An 18,279-nucleotide genomic window follows, 5' to 3' on the forward strand; every position below is an offset into this window, starting at 1 on the left:
CTGAAATCGCACTTTTAATTATCTAGTTAATTACTGACAAAACTTGCCAAAGATCAAGGATTTTTTTTTCGGATTGTTTAAAACGAAACCGATCTCCTAGTACGTATTTTTATACAACTAAGTCAGGTCTAATCTCAATGGTAAGTATCCACTAACGTATTTTTTTCTTTCCCCTAGTTATCCACAGTTTCCTCAAATCGCCGAACTTGAAAATCTCGCTCTATAGCACTATCTTGTAACCCGTAAACTAAATGACCCCTATATCTTGTGTTGGAAGCAACTTTTTATAGGGTGACATTGATCACGAAGCCTTCGCTAAGACTCAACAAAATTTCATAAAAGCGAGGTTTCATATTGTTTTGTTAGGGAACACCTCAGAATGAACCAGCAACTTTCCGTTACTAAACGTAATGGCCGCAAAGAAAGTATTGATCTCGAAAAAATCCACCGCGTTATCGCATGGGCTGCTGAAGGCCTAGACAACGTTTCTGTTTCGCAGGTGGAACTTAAGGCTCACATCCAGTTTTATGATGGCATTACAACGTCTGACATCCATGAAACTATCATCAAGTCTGCAGCAGACCTTATCTCTGAAGACGCACCAGACTACCAATACCTAGCTGCTCGCTTGGCTATCTTCCACCTACGCAAAAAAGCGTACGGTCAGTATGAGCCACCAGCACTGTTCGACCATGTTTCTAAAATGGTTGAAATGGGTAAGTATGACGCGCACCTTCTTGAAGACTATACAAAAGCTGAGCTTGAAGAGCTGGACGATTACATCGACCACACTCGCGATCACGACTTCTCTTACGCTGCGGTTAAACAGCTGGAAGGTAAGTACTTCGTACAGAACCGTGTAAGCGGCCAAATCTACGAAAGTGCTCAGTTCCTATACATCCTTGTTGCAGCTTGTCTATTTGCCAAGTACCCAAAAGAGACGCGTCTTGACTTCATCAAACGTTTCTACGATGCGACATCGACATTCAAGATTTCTCTACCTACACCAATCATGTCTGGTGTACGTACTCCTACTCGTCAGTTTAGCTCTTGTGTTCTGATTGAGTGTGGCGACAGCCTAGATTCTATCAACGCGACGGCAAGCTCTATCGTACGCTACGTGTCACAACGTGCGGGTATCGGTATCAACGCAGGTCGTATCCGTGCCTTGGGTTCTGAAATCCGTGGCGGCGAAGCGTTCCACACTGGCTGTATTCCATTCTACAAATACTTCCAAACAGCGGTTAAGTGCTGTTCTCAAGGTGGTGTGCGTGGCGGTGCAGCGACTGTGTTCTACCCAATGTGGCACGGCGAAGTACAATCACTGATGGTGCTTAAGAACAACCGTGGTGTTGAAGAGAACCGTGTACGTCACATGGACTACGGCGTTCAGTTGAACAAGCTGATGTACGCACGTCTTGTTCAAGGCGGCCACATTACTCTGTTCTCACCATCAGATGTTCCGGGTCTTTACGATGCATTCTTCGAAGACCAAGACGAGTTCGAGCGTCTATACGTTCAATACGAAAACGATCCGTCGATCAAGAAGGAGACGGTGAAAGCGGTTGAGCTATTCTCGCTACTAATGCAAGAGCGTGCGTCTACCGGTCGTATCTACATCCAGAACGTCGACCACTGTAACACTCACAGCCCGTTTGACTCGAAGGTTGCGCCGGTTCGTCAATCTAACCTATGTCTTGAGATTGCACTGCCAACTAAGCCACTGAAAAACGTGGAAGACGAATCGGGTGAGATTGCGCTTTGTACGCTATCTGCATTCAACTTGGGGGCGATTAACGAGCTTGACGACCTGAAAGATCTGTCTGACTTAGTCGTTCGTGCGCTTGATGCACTGCTTGATTACCAAGACTACCCACTACCAGCGGCATACCGTTCTACAATGAACCGCCGTACTCTGGGTGTTGGTGTCATCAACTACGCATACTACCTAGCGAAAAACGGTGTTAAGTACTCGGACGGTTCTGCAAACAATCTTACTCACCGCACGTTCGAAGCGATTCAGTACTACCTACTGAAAGCGTCTGTTGAGCTTGCAAAAGAGCAAGGTCGCTGCCCATCGTTCCACGAGACGAACTACGCGAAGGGCCTACTGCCAATCGATACGTACAAAAAAGACATCGACCGAGTTTGTGACGAAGCACTTCACTACGATTGGGATGAGCTACGTGCAGAAATCATGGAGTTCGGTCTACGCAACTCAACACTGACTGCGCTTATGCCTTCAGAGACTTCTTCACAGATCTCTAACGCAACCAACGGTATTGAGCCACCACGTGGTTACGTTTCAGTGAAAGCGTCGAAAGACGGTATCCTGAAGCAGGTTGTCCCAGATTTTGCCAACCTAAAAGAGAGCTACGAGCTGCTTTGGAACATCGGCGGTAACGATGGTTACTTGCACCTTGTTGGCATTATGCAGAAGTTTGTTGACCAAGCTATCTCTGCCAACACTAACTACGACCCTAGCGTCTACGATAGTGGCAAAGTACCAATGAAGAAACTGCTTCAGGACCTGCTCACTGCGTATAAGTTTGGTGTGAAGACACTTTACTACCATAATACTCGTGACGGCGCGAAAGACGACCAGAACGACAAAGCAGCAGTGGTTGAGCAAGACGACGATTGTGCAGGCGGTGGCTGTAAGATCTAATGTGCGAAGCACACAATCAATACAGCATTTAAGATTAGATTTCTCTGCCCTTCCTTGTGAAGGAGGGGCTTAAAAAGGATTGCAGCATCATGGCTTACAGTACTTTTACCCAAACTAAAAATAACGCGCTTAAAGAACCCATGTTTCTGGGTCAACCAGTCAACGTTGCGCGTTACGACCAACAAAAATTTGAGATTTTTGAAAAGCTGATCGAAAAGCAGCTTTCGTTCTTCTGGCGTCCAGAAGAAGTAGACGTGTCAAGCGACCGCATCGACTACAACAAGCTTCCAGAGCATGAAAAGCACATCTTCATCAGTAACCTGAAGTACCAAACGCTTCTAGACTCGATTCAAGGTCGTAGCCCTAACGTTGCTCTACTGCCGCTTGTGTCGCTTCCGGAACTAGAAACGTGGATCGAGACATGGTCGTTCTCTGAAACTATCCACTCTCGTTCTTACACGCACATCATCCGTAACATCGTGAACGATCCGGGTGTGGTTTTTGACGATATCGTTGAAAACGAGCACATCCTTAAGCGTGCGAAAGACATCGCACACTACTACGATGACCTGATTCAAGCGACAAACGACTACCACCGCTTCGGTGAAGGTACACACAACCTCAACGGCGAAGAAATTAAAGTTAACTTGTATGAGCTGAAGAAGAAGCTGTACCTATGTCTGATGTCAGTGAACGCACTAGAAGCGATTCGTTTCTACGTAAGTTTTGCTTGTTCATTCGCATTTGCTGAGCGTGAGCTAATGGAAGGTAATGCAAAAATCATCAAGCTAATCGCTCGTGATGAAGCACTGCACCTAACCGGTACTCAGCACATGATTAACCTGCTTCGTAACGGTCAAGACGATTTCTCATTCATGCAAATCGCTGAAGAATGTAAGCAAGACTGTTTCGACCTATTCAAAGAAGCGGCAGAGCAAGAAAAAGAGTGGGCAGAATACCTATTCAAAGATGGCTCTATGATTGGTCTAAACAAAGACATCCTGTGCCAATACGTTGAGTACATCACCAACGTTCGTATGCAGGCGGTTGGTCTTGATACCGCTTACCCAGACGCAACATCGAACCCAATTCCTTGGATCAACGCTTGGTTGTCTTCAGACAACGTACAGGTTGCACCGCAAGAAGCAGAAATCAGTTCTTACCTAGTCGGTCAGATCGACAACGAAGTAAGCGCAGACGACTTTGAGGGCTTCGAACTTTAATGCCAACCATCAAAATAAACTCTATCACCACGATCAAGTCTAACCCATCCAACACTGTCCTAGAGACGATGGAACAAGCAGGGTTAGAGCCAGAGTATAACTGTCGAGATGGTCACTGCGGTGCGTGTCGCTGCACTCTGGTCTCAGGTGAAGTGGAATATGTAGGGTTTGCGATGGCTTACACGCAGGCAAACGAGATTTTGCCGTGTATTTGTCGAGCGAAAACTGACATTGAGCTCGACAATATTGCGCATCAAATAAAGAAGCGAGCGTAGCCTTAATTCAAAGAATGCTCTTTCCTAACTAAAAAAACGGCTCCCATGAGCCGTTTTTTGTATCTTCAGAACTTATCATCTGAAGGAGGTCTCAAAGCGACTTTCGCCCGCTCATACCAATTGGTTTCTTTTTTCATCGCTCCAATAAGATCTCGCCATTCAGCAAAGGTCACAATCAGTGGATGAAAGCTATCAACCGGCTTACTAATACCATACCGCACTATCTCCACCTCAGGCTCAAAGGTACCAAACAACCTATCCCACACGATCAGCACTCCAGCGTAGTTCTTATCGATATACTGGGCATTGACCCCATGATGCACACGGTGATGAGAAGGTGTGTTAAACACCCATTCCAATGGACCAAGCTTGCGAATCCACTGGGTATGCACAAAGAACTGAAGCCCTAAGTTGAGTAAAACCACGAACACCACCCATTTGGGCTCAAAACCAATAATGACGAGGGGCATCCAAAACACCCACATACCTGACAGCGGGTACATCAGGCTTTGGCGAAATGCAGTGCTGAAATTCATGTTCTCTGAGCTATGGTGAACAACGTGTGCCGCCCACATCCAACGCACCCGATGACTGGCGCGGTGGAACCAGTAATAAAAGAAATCTTGCAGTACCATCAGCAGCAGAAACATGGAAAGCGACATCTCTATGTTAAACAGCTTCCACCCAAACACGAGCAGATAAAGCTTAGCGATGAACAAACCTGCTAATAAATCAGACAGTTGATGCAGCCCCGCTAGAGAAAAGTTACAGACCAGCTCCTTAAAAGAGTATCGAGCCGACGCAGGTAATCTGTTGCGTCTTTGCCCAAACCAATATTCCAACCCCATCATGAGCAGAAAAATGGGCGCTAACGCAATTAATAACAGTTCAGGTCTATCGGCGAGGGTTTCCATACTTATCCTTGTTTCTATTCTCTTTGATCAATGCTTACCATTTGGCGTAATGATCTTCTGTCAAACCCAGTAAATCCTCCAACGGATAGGTACGTCCATTCGATAGTGAGATAGTCCCAGAAAAGGTACCTACAAACTGACGAAAGTTACTTTTAAGCAACCAAAGGTTGAGTCGCTCCTTGCGCACATTCTTAGGGATAAAACGAAGATCAATCTGCCCATTAGAGTCGTAAATTCTCCAAGCAGAATCGGGATCGTGTCGATCAAATTCAAACAGTACAGCAGGAAGAAGTATTCTTTGCCCATCTATCCACAAAGCATTCTCGCTAACGCCTGTTTCATTGACGCCTGACGCAAGGTTTAACCCTATTCGGGTGCCGTTAGAGTCTGCACTGATGCTCGCCCAGCGCCAACTTGTCTCACGGCGCATAAACCCTGCTGAAAAGTCATAGCCTGCCCGCGCATTGTTGAGCAAAACCGACTTACCATCGACGTTCAAACTGCCTGAGACATTAAGCGCATTGTGCTTTTGAGTGTAGGTCCAGCCCGAATAACCCGTCGGCGAACTAACCATAATCGGTGCGCTGTCATGGCTCGGTGGGATGAGTGTTATATCCATAGAGAAGTGCTTGGACTTAACCATTGCACTCCAAACGCCTTCTTCGATTTTCAGCTCAAGTGCACCGCCGTTAAACGCAGCTTTCCCTTGCCAAGGTGACGGCGTCATAGAGTAACCAAGCCCCAATGGTCGAAGCCAACTTTGTTCAAGGAGTTCATTTCGATTGATGTCGTAAAGGTAGCAAAAGCTATTGCCTACATAACGTATATCGGCAATCGCGAATCCGATGACATAGTCGGGTGTAAATACGCTAATGAACTGGAACTGTTTGTAATGGAAATACTTGGCAACCGCACTGCGCTGTTTATCCATGGTTGAGAAGTAGCGAAAACTCTCTACATCGAGCTGCTCTGGTATTGAGGTGAGATAACCCTGCAACGGACGCCCAGTCTCATCGATTAAGGTTTTAATTTGCTGAATTGACGAGAGTTCCATACTCGAACACCCATAATGTGGTGATAGATTGTACAAGTATGAACCAGATTTCTCGGTCTGGACGAGCGTTAGAGCAAAAGCACCAAAGCGATCACAGTTTCAATAAAATCCGTTAAGAGCTACGTGAAGTCCGTTAAGAGCTACGTGAATAATGTGGTACAAAAAGAAAGGGCTGACGCTTAGGTCAGCCCAAAAGGAATGAATATTTGGTTCAATCTACTGTCGACAAAATTGAATCGGCGGTACCCATAGATACGCACTTATCGGCAACATGACGACCACCATCGTCATAAAGTGAGATTCGAAAACCGTCGTCAGACAGGATCTCTTCCATAGGAGCCTTCAACCACATAGCTGCTATATCACCGCACTTTCTACTGAACGCTTCACCAAGCATGATCTGTTCGTTCGCCACTTGATAAAACACTCTTATTTTAGATTGCTGGATCATATCTCCCCCTCCTACACACCACTGTTTTGGGGTGAGCAATCATTATAATCGTTTGGAGAAAAACAACTACTCTCAAAAATGAGAATTTGAAATTCCCTTTAGAGATCAGCTTATTGTGAACTAGATCCAATTTTCATATATAAATAACTAAACAGAATATTCAACAACACACACTTCAAACCCAACAGATCATGATAACTTATCAAGCGGCAAGAATATGTCTTGAGTTCTAGTCAAAAAGCCATAATCAGGAAACATCGGTTGATTGTCTAGGTATCGTCGCAGCATGTCGCCAGCAACGGTACTGATCACAGTTTTGACACTCTTTTCGTTGTAGCTCCTTTGCAGTTTGAGCGTTTGCCCCCACTCTCCTTTTGGTGTTGAGATCGCAACAGAGAACTGCTCGTTTTCTAGTTTACCTGTCGAGATAGCGATATCGGCCGAACAGTTTCCTTTCGTTGCTCCTGCCAGTGCCAATGTTGCACCTAACTGCTCGCTATCACGATCTAACGGAGATGCAGTTTTGGAACCTAAGATCCACGTCGCTCCACAGCACTGAGATACCTTCTCACTATCTTGTAACCATGATGCTAAACACCCTTTGGTGGAATGCTCCGAGATGGCGATGGTCGGCTTGTGCACTTCGACTAGGTGTCCAATGCGCTCCAACATTGGTTCATCGACACTGACCACATTGCTGTGTAGCAGTTTCTCAATCATAGCAAGTACGCGAGCACCGGTTTCTAGGTCGTCAGACGGGCCAAACAGCTTTACTTCAATGAACGGTAAGTAAGAGCGATAACCAAGTTCATAATCAGCGGGAAGCTGTAAATTCGAAAGCGTGTCAGCAATACCAGACTCAGACAAACCGAAGGTATAAATACGTCGACATACTCGACCCTTTTGATTTGGGAACTCAGCTTTTAGGTCAGGGATGATCTGTTCGACAGTCATCTTCTTAAACTCGCTCGGCACGCCGGGAGTAAAGTAAAACAAGCAGTCGTTGATCATCATTTTGAATCCGCAAGCGGTACCGATAGGGTTATCCACTACCGAGGCATTAGCGGGCAACATTGCCTGTTTGATGTTGCTCTCTGGCATGAGTTTACCGCGTTTCGCATAGAAGGATTTTAAGTTATCTAGCCAGTCTTGATTCAATACCAAAGGCTCATCCGCTGCTTCCGCCGCTACTTCAGCGCTCAAGTCATCCGATGTAGGGCCTAAACCACCATTCACAATAACTACGTCGAGATTGAGACTCAGCATCACCAACTCTTGCAGTAAAGACGCTCTTTGATCGCCAACCGTCGAGCGTTTGTACATAGAAAACCCATGCTCATAAAAGACACGACTGAGCCAAGCGGCATTGGTGTCCACAATGTCACCATATAGAACCTCTTCTCCAGTACTCAGCATCGCTATTTTAGGCATGTTCTCTCCTTATTCGTTTTTCTCTAGAATGACATGAGTTTGAGAAATAGCAATAGGCCTCTGTATTAACACGTTTTGTGCCCCTACCTACATTTAGAGCACTCAGTCGCTAGGTTTACGTGCAATCCTTGAAGTCGGTCATGCGCCCAATCGCTTTTGGATCTAAACTAGAAGCAACTAATCAATTAGTTATTGGTTTTGTACCTGTGGAGGGAAATGTATGAGCAGTAGTACCTTTATTGTCAACTTTGTTGGCCAAGCGACCCCAGCCACCATTAAAAACCTCGCATCAGTGACCCACGAAAACGGGGGGAAATGGCTGGTGAGTAAAGTGAACTTTATTGAAGACAACGTTGCCGCTGTCATTAAAGTCGAGCTTCCGAGTGACAATGCGCAAGTTGTCAAAGATGCCTTCAACAATCAACAAGGTTTGCTCGTTCAGATTTCAGATACTGACCCGCATCGTCATGAGCAAGAGACGGTTTTCCAGTTAAGACTCGACGCCAATGACAGAGCAGGTATCGTCAATGAAATCACTCAATTCTTAGATGGACAAAATATTCGTATTTTAGATATGGATTGTCACCGCGTGTTTCTCGCTGGCGGCGGCGGTATCGGGTCTAGCCTATTTACCGCCAACATGGCATTGAAAATCCCACCTGCGATGCAAATAGAAGACGTGGCGAGTGAACTTGAAGCGTTGAGTGAAGATACTCGTGTGATTCTTGAGTCGTAGCGGACTAATTCGCTTCAATTGAAAAAAGGGCAAACAGTGTTTGCCCTTTTTGTTTGGTTTCAAACTCACTAAACGCGATTGTCTCCAAACCCATAAGCGATGATTTGGCTTATCTCAGACAGCGAACGACCGGATTGCTGGTGCCATTCCATGAAGGCTTTGTTTGCAGCAGTCATAGCACGTTTGGTGCCTCTCCCAGAATCAATGATGTTGGTATTACGAAGATACCCTTCCACATCATTGGACAAAATAAAGGTATCTACACCCAATTGACGTAACGCATAAGGGCCGGTATTGCCCCCCAGACGAGCGCCGTGTTTTTTAAGATGTGCCCATAAATCCGTTATCGTCTCCTTCGGCCAATCTGCCACCATTTGAGCGAAAGAGTCATGTTCGAAGCGTGCTCGCTGAATCATCGCTGCATTGGCAGGAATCGACATCACCTTGGTCATATGACGAATAATCTTGGGATCTTGCGCTTTTTGCTCCCACTGTTCTTCAGAGAGCATGAGCAATGGGTCAACGCGAAATTGGAAAAAGTGCTCTTCAAAGTTTGGCCATTTGTTTCTTACTACTTTCCATGAGATACCACTTTGAAACACCTTCATCGAAAAAGCAGACAACCAACGATCCTCTGGAATGGCGGCAATTTCATCTCGCGTAAGAGGCTTAGAAACAATAGACTCAAGCCCCTGTTCTCCCCCTTTTCGCTCTGCTGCTCTCGCATAAATCGAATCAAACTTTTCCATAACTTTCCATTACTAACTGAACAATCAAACTAACTCGTATTGTAAACCTAACGCTTGGTAGCTATCTATGACCTCTTGGCGTCGATAGCAGTCGAGGCTGTGGTCGTTGACAAGCCCTGCGGCTTGGAGAAACGCATAGATGATAGTCGAGCCAACAAACTTAAAGCCACGTTTTTTAAGATCTTTACTGAGCGCATCTGATACTTTCGAGGTCGCAGGATAGTCCTCAAGTGCCTTATAAGTGCTGACTAACACCTTATGACTAGTAAACGACCATAGATAGTCGCTAAAGCTACCAAACTCTTTTTGGATCTCTATAAAGTATTGAGCGTTGGTAATCGTTGAGCTTATTTTTAGCTTGTTACGAATGATGCCAGTATCTTGCTGTAAGCGCAGCTCATCCTCTTTAGTAAAGGCGGCCACTTTCTCGACATCAAAATTGGCAAACGCACATCGATACCCTTCGCGTCTTTTAAGTATGGTGTACCAACTTAATCCTGCCTGAGCAGATTCTAACACCAGAAATTCAAACAAGGTTTTATCATCACGAACGGGCACGCCCCACTCTTGATCGTGATATTCTACATAGTCTTGTTTCGTTTCATCCAGCCAAGGGCAGCGATTAACCATGTTCGGTAACTCCGTTACGATCCATTTTCACTAGAGCTCAGCATACTCCTAACAAACGGCTTGTGCCAGTAGGGTACTGACACAGGCCGTGATTTTCTAAAAGCCGTGTTTAGAACTACGGTTGGTGAGATCTACTGTTGATTAGATCTTGAATCGACCAATCTCACTTTCTAGCTTCTGCGATAAGTCCGACAGCTCTACTGCTTGCTGAGCCGCTTCTTGCGCTTCTTCTGCAAGCTCATCAGAAACATCGCGAATGCCTTGCGTATTGCGGGTAATTTCAGATGTTACTGAAGCTTGCTCTTCAGCAGCCGTAGCAATCTGTGCCGCCATATCACTGATTTGCTCCACTGCGGCATGGATCTGCGTCAAGCTCGTTGCTGCGCTATTGGCATCATCAACACTTGTTTCGGCCAGCATTTTGCTGTCACCCATGATACCGACCGCCTTCGCAGTTGTGCTTTGTAACGTTTCAATTGTGCTTTGGATCTCTTGAGTCGAGGCATGAGTACGCTGACTCAACACACGAACTTCATCAGCCACGACTGCAAACCCGCGGCCTTGCTCTCCGGCACGAGCGGCTTCAATGGCGGCATTCAAAGCCAACAAATTGGTTTGCTCAGCGATATCTTGAATCGTCGACAGAATGGTATTGATGCTGTTGCCATGCACTTCAAGCTCTTGGATTACCGCAGTTGCTACATCCACTTCTGCAGCCAGATTCTGAATCGAGCCTTGAGTTTGTGATACTTGGCCTGCGCCATGCGTACTTGCTCCAACTGCCTCAGATGAGTTTGAGGCTGTCATGTCAGCATTATTGGCAATCTCTTGTGTCGCAGCAGCCATTTCATTAATAGCTGTCGCCACCATGTTAATTTCATCTTGCTGCGTTTGAATACGCTGACTTCTTACTCGCGCATGTGTTGCCGTATCTTTGGCTTGCTCAGACAGTGCAATAGAGACATCTTTCAAGTGCATGACTGTTTCATGCATATAACTAACAAACGTATTGAAGTTACGTGCGAGCTGTCCGACTTCGTCTTTACTTCTCGGCTCCAAACGCTGCGTAAGGTCCCCCTCACCAGACGCTATTTCTTTAAGCGCTTTTGATACGCGAGCCAGGTCTGTGACTAAGAAACTCATTAGCCAAGAAGCCACGACTGCGACTAACACTAAAATAATCAACGACGTTACAATCAGTTGCGTTAGTGCTGTTTGGTGACCAGCCAGTTCAGTCGCTTTGTCTAACTCGATAGCAAACACCCAGTTGGTGCCCGGGACTTGTGAGAACAACATAAGCTTTTCTGAACCGTTTAGAGTGAACTCCAAAATTGAGCGATCTGCTACTTTTTGTTCAATGGTGCGAGTCGTGAAGTTTTGACCAAGTGCAGTCACAGGCTCAAGCAACAGTGACTTCTTCGGATGCGCGAGAAATGTACCATTGGTCAGGTCTATCAGCATAGCACTGGCATTGTTACCGACATTTAGGCTAATAACATCGTTGACCAGTTGATCAATCAATACATCGGCACCTACGATACCCGCGAACTTGCCGTTCACACGAACCGGCTCCGCTATCGTCACCAATAATGCATTGGTGATCGCATCTTGATACGCCTCTGTGATGATCTGTTTGTTAGCAGCTTGCGCATCTTGATACCAAGGTCGGGTTCTTGGATCGTAATCGGCACGATTACGTTCTGGATGAGAACGGTGCATCTCCCCTTCTGGGGTACCAAAGAAGATGTCATCGAACCCACCAGCGATACGAGCCTGCTGCAAATAAGGCACTTTGTTTTCTTGATCAGCGAAGCCATTAAACGCGCTAGCAATGTCTTTGCGAATATCAATCCAGTTTTTAATGCCTTCAACGGCCGCAGAGGATACGTTGTTAGCACGAGCGGTGATGGCAGCATTGGTTTGTGAAGAAAGTTGATTGGCAGAAAGGATGGTCAAAGCCAAAGCCATAATGATCACTGCGCTCAAGGTAGCGGCAATGAGCTTTTGTCTTAATGATAAGTTCATAAGTTATTATTCTGTTATTTATAGGATTTATTGGCTATTCATTATAATTATGAATTAGCGGATTGCGGTCGAATAATATACACATTTGTTCATAAGATCGAGCGGTAATATATTGGCTTTTCACAGATAAATAGCGTCAACATTCTGACAACCATCAAAGTTTCGGCATAAAAAAGGGCAGCTAACAAGCTGCCCTAGTTTTGGTATTAGATTCGTTAATAACGCTCTGTCTTCATACCCATTAGCAAGCTCACACACATCATAAGCAAGATAACAGTGAATGGTAGTGCTGATGAAATAGCACCGGCTTGCAGAGCAGCAATCGCCTCTGTGCCACCAATCCAAAGAAGCGCAACCGCAATAGCACCTTCCATGAATGCCCAGAATACACGCTGAATAACGGGCGCATCGACTTTACCACCAGCCGTAATGCTATCTATAACCAAAGAGCCAGAGTCTGACGAGGTAATAAAGAATACCAGCACCAGAACGACAGCAATGATCGAAAGTAGCGTACCCATTGGCAGCGCATCGAACATTTCGAACATCGCCAGCGGCACATCACGTAGACCGTTAGCACCAAGCGTACCTACTTGGTTCACAACTTGATCAATAGCCAAACCGCCGAACACAGACATCCAGATCACAGTCACCGTCGTTGGGACAATCAGTACTGCGGTAATAAACTCACGAACGGTACGACCTTTCGATACACGTGCGATAAACATACCTACGAATGGGGACCATGAAATCCACCAAGCCCAGTAGAATACAGTCCAACCATGCATCCAAGCTTCGTCTTCGCGACCATGAGGGTTACTTAGTGGAATGATGTTCTTTAGGTAAGCGAATAAGGTGTCTGGAATTGCTGCGAATGTGACCGCATAACCAATAATCGCCACCAAGATCAGTAGTAAGAAAGCGACAATCATGTTGATATTACTGATGACTTTTACGCCGCCATCAATACCACGAAGCACCGATACCACCGCTAGCAGCGTCACAACCGCAATAACAATAACTTGTAGCGTCATACCCGCTTCAATACCGAATACGTGCTGAATACCGCTAGCCGCTTGCTGTGCGCCTAAACCCAATGACGTTGCAAGACCAAATAGGGTCGCCAGTACAGCTAGGATATCGACTACGTGACCTGCCCAGCCCCAAGCTCTATCACCTAAAATTGGATAGAAGACTGAACGCATTGAAAGCGGCAAACCTTTGTTGTACGCAAAAAACGCCAGTGATAGCGCTACCACGCCGTAAATCGCCCAAGGGTGAAGACCCCAGTGGAACATCACGGCACCCATCGCCAGCTCTTTCGCCTGTTCTGTATTCGCTTCTACACCAAGCGGTGTTTCGTACCACCCCGTAAAGTAAGCGACCGGCTCAGCCACACTCCAAAACATTAGACCGATACCCATACCTGCAGCAAACAGCATCGCCAGCCAAGACATGAATGAGTAGTCGGCAACCGCATCAGTACCACCTAGACGGATTTTACCGAAAGGCGTCACAATCAACACCAAACAAAAAACAACGAAAATATTGCCGGACCACATGAATAGCCAGTCAAACTTATCGATGATGCTCCACTTGATTCCATCAAGTGCACTTTTTGCCGTCTCGGCATCAACAATCACGGTCATTACTAGGAGAAGCGCAATAAAACCTGCACTGATCCCGAATACAGGGTTATGAACATCAAACCCCCACTTCTGGACATTATCCTGTCCAATGGTGTAGTCAGTACTATCAATACTGTACTTATCAATACCCTTTGTCATGAATCCTCTCTATGACCAAATTGCTTCCAACTCAAAGCATTTAATGTTCTATATAACGGCGACTTTGGCATACAAAAATCGCAGAGAACACGCATTAATCTACTTTTCAGCGCAGTACTCTACCAAATTATAAGTGTAATTTCACAATATGTGATTTTTATGGCGATATTTTAAACAAATAGCTTGGATATAAAAAAGATTAGTACTCGAAGGAGTATGATGCTTAAAAGCACAGAGTAGAGATGTAAAAAACGATATGACGGTGAGAGGAAAGAGAAAACCGGGCTTGATAACAGCACGAAAAACCACCAGGCCCGGATAGTATTTTAGTTTTTCGATATATTGCTATCAAGCTGCAAAACGGGTGCTGCATCAAGATCGTCTGCGTTCATCATCAATGAAATGCGCTGGATGGACGACAGAAGCAACGTCTGCTCCCAACTCTCCAGCGCTTGAAACTTATTCACGAAATTATCTTGTAGTGGCGGTGGCGAATTCTTCAGTACCTCTTGACCTTTTTCAGTCAATACCGCGTGGACTTTGCGTTTGTCTTGTTGGCTACGTACACGCTTGACGTATTCCTGCGCTTCGAGACGGTCAATAATCGTCGTCGCGGTCGCCTGACTAATATTAGTGGAATTCGACAACTCACGAATAGTCACATCCCCCATATCTCGAATGGTATTCATGAGGATCAATTGCGGGCCAGTCAAACCACACTCTTTCTTAAGCTTCTTCGAATGTAGATCGATAGCTCGAATGATCTGACGCAACGCTACTAAGACTTCTTCGTGTTTTTCCAAAACTCATTCCAAACGTTCACTGATATTGCGGGCACTTTATAACAGAACTTCTCTGTTGATGCGTGGGAAATTTGATAAAAATCATGTGGGATCACATTCCTAAAACACTAGGACAGACCATTCTCCAACGCATACTTCGCTAATTCTGCCGTAGAATGCAAATCCAACTTATGCTTAATATTCTGACGATGCGTCTCTACGGTTCGATAAGAAATACTCAACAGTTGAGCGATCTTCTTACTACTGCACCCTTGAGCGACCAAAGTCAAAACAGACTCTTCTCGGCGACTCAACGGATTCGATTTAACCGCCGTTGGAGTGATGTCTTGAGAAAACAATGTTTGAGTCACCGACTCGCAAAAATAGGTCGAACCTTGATGGACAGTCTTAATCGCTTGCACCATTTTCTCGGCTGAGATCTCTTTAAGCATGTAGCCCACTGCCCCAGCCTGCATCACCTTCATAATGTACTCACGGTTGTCATGCATAGTCAGCATTAATACGCGAACATTAGGCAATTCCGCTTTTAACACTTCGGTCGCCTCGATGCCGTTCATAATTGGCATACTGACGTCCATCAATACTACATCTGGCATCGACTGTTTGATAACTTCAACCGCTTCCACACCATTACTAGCTGTTGCCACCACATCAATATCGGGTTCGCGCTCTAAACGCGCCATAAATCCTTCAAGCACTACTTGATGATCATCGACAATCACTACACTAATTCGGTCGTCCATCACACCGCTCCTTCTACCGTCAACAACACAGTTATTTCCGTTCCTTTGCCATACTCACTAATCAGCTCAAACTCACCACCGATAAATTCGACTCGCTCGCGCATATTACGCAGACCTATACCACGGCTATTCATCGCGCTACTGACATCAAAGCCAACACCATTGTCAGACACAATAAGTTGCAGTACTTCACCAAACTGCTTGAGAAACACCGTCACTTCGGTCGCACTAGCATGCTTTTCAATGTTGTTTAACGACTCCTGCACGACTCGATACAGTGTAGTCGCTACTTCCGATTTCAGTTTGGGCGTATTGGCGTCAAGCACCAGGTTTGTATCCGCCATCGAGTAATTTTTAAAGTCTTGCAGCAAGGTGGTAATCGCTGCTTCAAGTCCAATATCATCCAACGCGCTTGGCCTTAGATGATGAGATATGCGTCTTACTTCCATAATCGCTTCTGACAACGAGGATTGAGATTGTTTGAGATGATCCATAGAGCGGTCATCGACACTACCCGTGTCCATCAACTCCAAGTGACACTTACTCGATACGAGCAACTGATTTACGCCATCGTGAAGTTCCCTTGCTAAATGCTTGCGCTCATCTTCTTGAAACATTACCGTCTTATGTGCCAGTTCTTTCAGGTTCTTATCGGCAAGCTTGTGTTCGTGCCAATTGATCGCCAGCGTCAATACAATGATCACCGCCACCGTGACGGCAAAAATGGTAACAATAGAAAACATGGTAGTTTCGATATTGTTGTCGATGGCTGCGCGCAGCACCGCCACTTCTTGGGCGACATCTTCAATATACAAGCCTGTACCAATCATCCACTCCCATTTATCGAGCCATGCGGCGTAGCTCAACTTGGTGACCGTTTCGCCTGTTGACGGTTTTTGCCACAAATACTGGTGAAAACCGCCTCCCGCTTGCGCTTGAAACAGCAGCGCTTCTATCAAGTAATCGCCATCTTGATCTTGGAGTTTTAGCAGGTTGCGTCCGACTAATTCGGGAATGATGGGATGAACTAAATTGGTGCCTTCCTTGTCGTAAGCAAAGAAATACCCGTCTGTGCCATAACGAAGACGATTCAAAATAGCTCTCACCTCGGCTTTCGCCTCTTGTTCGGACAGCGTGGGGTCTAGATACGCTTGTTCGATGGCATCAAAAGCTAATTCAACACTGTCTTTCAATGCCGCTTCTTTCGTGCGAATCAAACTCTCGCGAAAGATACTGATTTCCTTTTCGCCTAACGCTTTAGCTTGGTAGAGAGTAATCCAACTGACGCTCGCGGTTACAATGACCAGCGGGATCAACGTCAGTAGAATCAGTTTGGCTTTTAACGGCATAGAAATCCTTTCCTAAATTCGCCTTTTGCTATATTCGCCCCTTAACTGCATTCACCTTTGCACTTACGAGTAAAGCTGCACTAAATGCAGCTTTACTAACCTTACCAACGAGTGGCGGTGAAATGAAACGCTATGCTGAGCTTACGCCAAGGCGATCACATTCCATAGAACTCTGGGAAGATGAGAAGAGAAGCTAGCACCACTATCTGTATCGCGATGAATGGCATCACGCCTCGATAGATATCACGTGTCGTGACTCCATTTGGCGCCACTCCCTTAAGATAAAACAGGCTAAATCCAAATGGTGGTGTTAAGAACGAGGTCTGTAGGTTCATCGCAATCAAGATAGCAAACCACGTCATGTTGATACCCATCAGCTCGGCGACTGGCGCAATCATAGGTACGATGATGAAGCAGATTTCAACGAAGTCGATGAAGAAACCAAGGATCAAGATAACCAGCATAGTGATGATCAAGAAGCCCCATTTTTCACCTGGAATTTCTAGCATCCACTCTTCCACCAGCATATCGCCGCCAGTGTAGGTAAACGCCATTGAGAAAGCGGTCGCACCAAGCAAGATTGCGAACACCATCGCCGTCACTTTTACCGTTTCTTTGGACGCATCGTAAAGCATGCTCCAGCTAAATTGACGATAAAGCACAGCCAACACAATCGCACCAGCGCCGCCCAGTGCTGCAGACTCTGTTGGCGTCGCAATACCGGCGAATATCGAGCCCAGTACGACTACAATCAACGCTAAAGGTGGAATTATAGCTTTAAGGGCCGTTTTCACCTCTTCTGAGCGTGAAATAGACTCATCACGTGGGATTGGCTGCGCGCTCTCTGGGTTCAGCTTGGCATAGATAAGAATATAGAGTACGTAGGCACCAACTAGAACAAACCCTGGCCACAGCGCCGCTTGGAATAGATCGCCAACCGGCACACCCAACACATCACCAAGCAAGATGAGTACGATAGAAGGTGGAATGATTTGTCCAAGGGTACCCGATGCGCAAATCGTACCGCAGGCAAGCCCTTTGTCGTAATTGTACTTAAGCATGACAGGCAGAGAGATAAGACCCATTGCTACAACAGAAGCACCAACCACACCCGTTGATGCGGCCAGCAATGCACCCACCAGCACCGTAGAGATAGCAATTCCGCCTCGCACACCACCAAATAAGCGTCCCATTGACTCCAAAAGCTGCTCTGCTAAGCGCGTCTTTTGAAGCACCAACCCCATGAAGACAAACAGAGGCACCGCCATGAGTACCGTATTCTCCATGATGGATTGAATTCGATATGGCATAAAGGCAAACATCTCCATGCCTTCAGCCCAAACACCAAAAATTAATGCAATGCCACCAAAGGTGAAGGCGACAGGGAAACCAAGTAGTAGCGCGAACAAGGCTACAAAAAACATCACAATACCGATCATGA

16 protein-coding genes are annotated in these 18,279 nt (G+C 45.9%); 4 read left to right on the plus strand and 12 right to left on the minus strand.

All coding sequences use genetic code 11. From position 1 onward, the window contains the following. Positions 1–379 precede the first annotated feature (379 nt). The 3 genes from nrdA to yfaE all read left to right on the plus strand — a co-directional run bounded on the left by nrdA (position 380) and on the right by yfaE (position 4,166). Positions 380–2,668, plus strand: coding sequence for a class 1a ribonucleoside-diphosphate reductase subunit alpha (gene nrdA, locus ACJB0T_RS12865; protein WP_479289594.1), 2,289 nt, complete (start codon positions 380–382; stop codon positions 2,666–2,668). A gap of 89 nt (positions 2,669–2,757) precedes the next feature. Then, positions 2,758–3,891, plus strand: coding sequence for a class Ia ribonucleoside-diphosphate reductase subunit beta (nrdB, locus tag ACJB0T_RS12870; RefSeq protein WP_479289592.1), 1,134 nt, complete (start codon positions 2,758–2,760; stop codon positions 3,889–3,891). After that, positions 3,891–4,166 carry a class I ribonucleotide reductase maintenance protein YfaE gene (gene yfaE / locus ACJB0T_RS12875; protein ID WP_479289590.1) on the plus strand — a complete coding sequence of 92 codons (276 nt, stop codon included), beginning with the start codon at positions 3,891–3,893 and terminating at the stop codon, positions 4,164–4,166. The genes nrdB and yfaE overlap by 1 nt, the downstream gene beginning before the upstream one ends. 65 nt (positions 4,167–4,231) lie before the next feature. Here the strand turns inward: yfaE and ACJB0T_RS12880 are convergent, their stop codons facing one another. From ACJB0T_RS12880 to ACJB0T_RS12895, 4 genes are all read right to left on the minus strand, one after another. After that, complete coding sequence (locus tag ACJB0T_RS12880) at positions 4,232–5,080, minus strand: sterol desaturase family protein (RefSeq protein WP_479289588.1); 849 nt, start codon at positions 5,078–5,080, stop codon at positions 4,232–4,234. Positions 5,081–5,114: 34 nt separating this feature from the next. Then, a complete protein-coding gene (locus ACJB0T_RS12885; RefSeq protein ID WP_479289586.1) occupies positions 5,115–6,134 on the minus strand; it encodes a DUF2804 domain-containing protein in 1,020 nt (339 codons plus the stop codon). A 211-nt stretch (positions 6,135–6,345) separates the two neighbouring features. Beyond that, complete coding sequence (locus tag ACJB0T_RS12890; protein ID WP_479289583.1) at positions 6,346–6,585, minus strand: hypothetical protein; 240 nt, start codon at positions 6,583–6,585, stop codon at positions 6,346–6,348. A gap of 189 nt (positions 6,586–6,774) precedes the next feature. Continuing rightward, positions 6,775–8,016, minus strand: a complete 1,242-nt coding sequence (locus ACJB0T_RS12895; RefSeq protein ID WP_479289581.1) for a CinA family nicotinamide mononucleotide deamidase-related protein — start codon at positions 8,014–8,016, stop codon at positions 6,775–6,777. A gap of 220 nt (positions 8,017–8,236) precedes the next feature. Between ACJB0T_RS12895 and ACJB0T_RS12900 the strand changes: the two genes are divergently transcribed. Further along, entirely contained in the window at positions 8,237–8,752 is a 516-nt protein-coding gene (locus ACJB0T_RS12900) for a glycine cleavage system transcriptional repressor (RefSeq protein ID WP_479289579.1), read from the plus strand. 68 nt (positions 8,753–8,820) lie between these two features. Here ACJB0T_RS12900 and ACJB0T_RS12905 read toward each other — a convergent pair whose 3' ends face one another. The 8 genes from ACJB0T_RS12905 to ACJB0T_RS12940 all read right to left on the minus strand — a co-directional run bounded on the left by ACJB0T_RS12905 (position 8,821) and on the right by ACJB0T_RS12940 (position 18,277). Further along, positions 8,821–9,501, minus strand: coding sequence for a DNA-3-methyladenine glycosylase I (locus tag ACJB0T_RS12905; protein ID WP_479289578.1), 681 nt, complete (start codon positions 9,499–9,501; stop codon positions 8,821–8,823). Between the two features lie 24 nt (positions 9,502–9,525). Next, on the minus strand, positions 9,526–10,131 hold the full coding sequence (locus tag ACJB0T_RS12910; RefSeq protein WP_479289576.1) for a DNA-3-methyladenine glycosylase I: 606 nt from the start codon (positions 10,129–10,131) through the stop codon (positions 9,526–9,528). 141 nt (positions 10,132–10,272) lie between these two features. After that, on the minus strand, positions 10,273–12,156 hold the full coding sequence (locus ACJB0T_RS12915; RefSeq protein ID WP_479289574.1) for a methyl-accepting chemotaxis protein: 1,884 nt from the start codon (positions 12,154–12,156) through the stop codon (positions 10,273–10,275). Positions 12,157–12,371: 215 nt separating this feature from the next. Continuing rightward, positions 12,372–13,943 (minus strand): BCCT family transporter, encoded by a 1,572-nt coding sequence (locus ACJB0T_RS12920; protein ID WP_479289572.1) that lies wholly within the window; start codon positions 13,941–13,943, stop codon positions 12,372–12,374. A 326-nt stretch (positions 13,944–14,269) separates the two neighbouring features. Then, positions 14,270–14,746, minus strand: coding sequence for a MarR family winged helix-turn-helix transcriptional regulator (locus tag ACJB0T_RS12925; protein WP_042498081.1), 477 nt, complete (start codon positions 14,744–14,746; stop codon positions 14,270–14,272). Positions 14,747–14,853: 107 nt separating this feature from the next. Continuing rightward, the gene (locus ACJB0T_RS12930; protein ID WP_479289570.1) at positions 14,854–15,489 is read right to left on the minus strand and encodes a response regulator; all 636 of its coding nucleotides are present in this window, start codon (positions 15,487–15,489) and stop codon (positions 14,854–14,856) included. Then, entirely contained in the window at positions 15,489–16,838 is a 1,350-nt protein-coding gene (locus tag ACJB0T_RS12935) for a cache domain-containing protein (protein ID WP_479289568.1), read from the minus strand. Before ACJB0T_RS12935 ends, ACJB0T_RS12930 begins: the two co-directional genes overlap by 1 nt. A gap of 155 nt (positions 16,839–16,993) precedes the next feature. Continuing rightward, positions 16,994–18,277 carry a TRAP transporter large permease gene (locus ACJB0T_RS12940; RefSeq protein WP_353498438.1) on the minus strand — a complete coding sequence of 428 codons (1,284 nt, stop codon included), beginning with the start codon at positions 18,275–18,277 and terminating at the stop codon, positions 16,994–16,996. Positions 18,278–18,279: the final 2 nt, after the last annotated feature.

The organism is Vibrio sp. CB1-5, assembly GCF_059412285.1.

Coding starts and splice junctions, on each gene's coding strand:
- nrdA (WP_479289594.1), top strand. CDS start 380: ATGAACCAGCAACTTTCCGTTACTAAACGTAATGGCCGCAAAGAAAGT.
- nrdB (WP_479289592.1), top strand. CDS start 2,758: ATGGCTTACAGTACTTTTACCCAAACTAAAAATAACGCGCTTAAAGAA.
- yfaE (WP_479289590.1), top strand. CDS start 3,891: ATGCCAACCATCAAAATAAACTCTATCACCACGATCAAGTCTAACCCA.
- ACJB0T_RS12880 (WP_479289588.1), bottom strand. CDS start 5,080: ATGGAAACCCTCGCCGATAGACCTGAACTGTTATTAATTGCGTTAGCG.
- ACJB0T_RS12885 (WP_479289586.1), bottom strand. CDS start 6,134: ATGGAACTCTCGTCAATTCAGCAAATTAAAACCTTAATCGATGAGACT.
- ACJB0T_RS12890 (WP_479289583.1), bottom strand. CDS start 6,585: ATGATCCAGCAATCTAAAATAAGAGTGTTTTATCAAGTGGCGAACGAA.
- ACJB0T_RS12895 (WP_479289581.1), bottom strand. CDS start 8,016: ATGCCTAAAATAGCGATGCTGAGTACTGGAGAAGAGGTTCTATATGGT.
- ACJB0T_RS12900 (WP_479289579.1), top strand. CDS start 8,237: ATGAGCAGTAGTACCTTTATTGTCAACTTTGTTGGCCAAGCGACCCCA.
- ACJB0T_RS12905 (WP_479289578.1), bottom strand. CDS start 9,501: ATGGAAAAGTTTGATTCGATTTATGCGAGAGCAGCAGAGCGAAAAGGG.
- ACJB0T_RS12910 (WP_479289576.1), bottom strand. CDS start 10,131: ATGGTTAATCGCTGCCCTTGGCTGGATGAAACGAAACAAGACTATGTA.
- ACJB0T_RS12915 (WP_479289574.1), bottom strand. CDS start 12,156: ATGAACTTATCATTAAGACAAAAGCTCATTGCCGCTACCTTGAGCGCA.
- ACJB0T_RS12920 (WP_479289572.1), bottom strand. CDS start 13,943: ATGACAAAGGGTATTGATAAGTACAGTATTGATAGTACTGACTACACC.
- ACJB0T_RS12930 (WP_479289570.1), bottom strand. CDS start 15,489: ATGGACGACCGAATTAGTGTAGTGATTGTCGATGATCATCAAGTAGTG.
- ACJB0T_RS12935 (WP_479289568.1), bottom strand. CDS start 16,838: ATGCCGTTAAAAGCCAAACTGATTCTACTGACGTTGATCCCGCTGGTC.
- ACJB0T_RS12940 (WP_353498438.1), bottom strand. CDS start 18,277: ATGATCGGTATTGTGATGTTTTTTGTAGCCTTGTTCGCGCTACTACTT.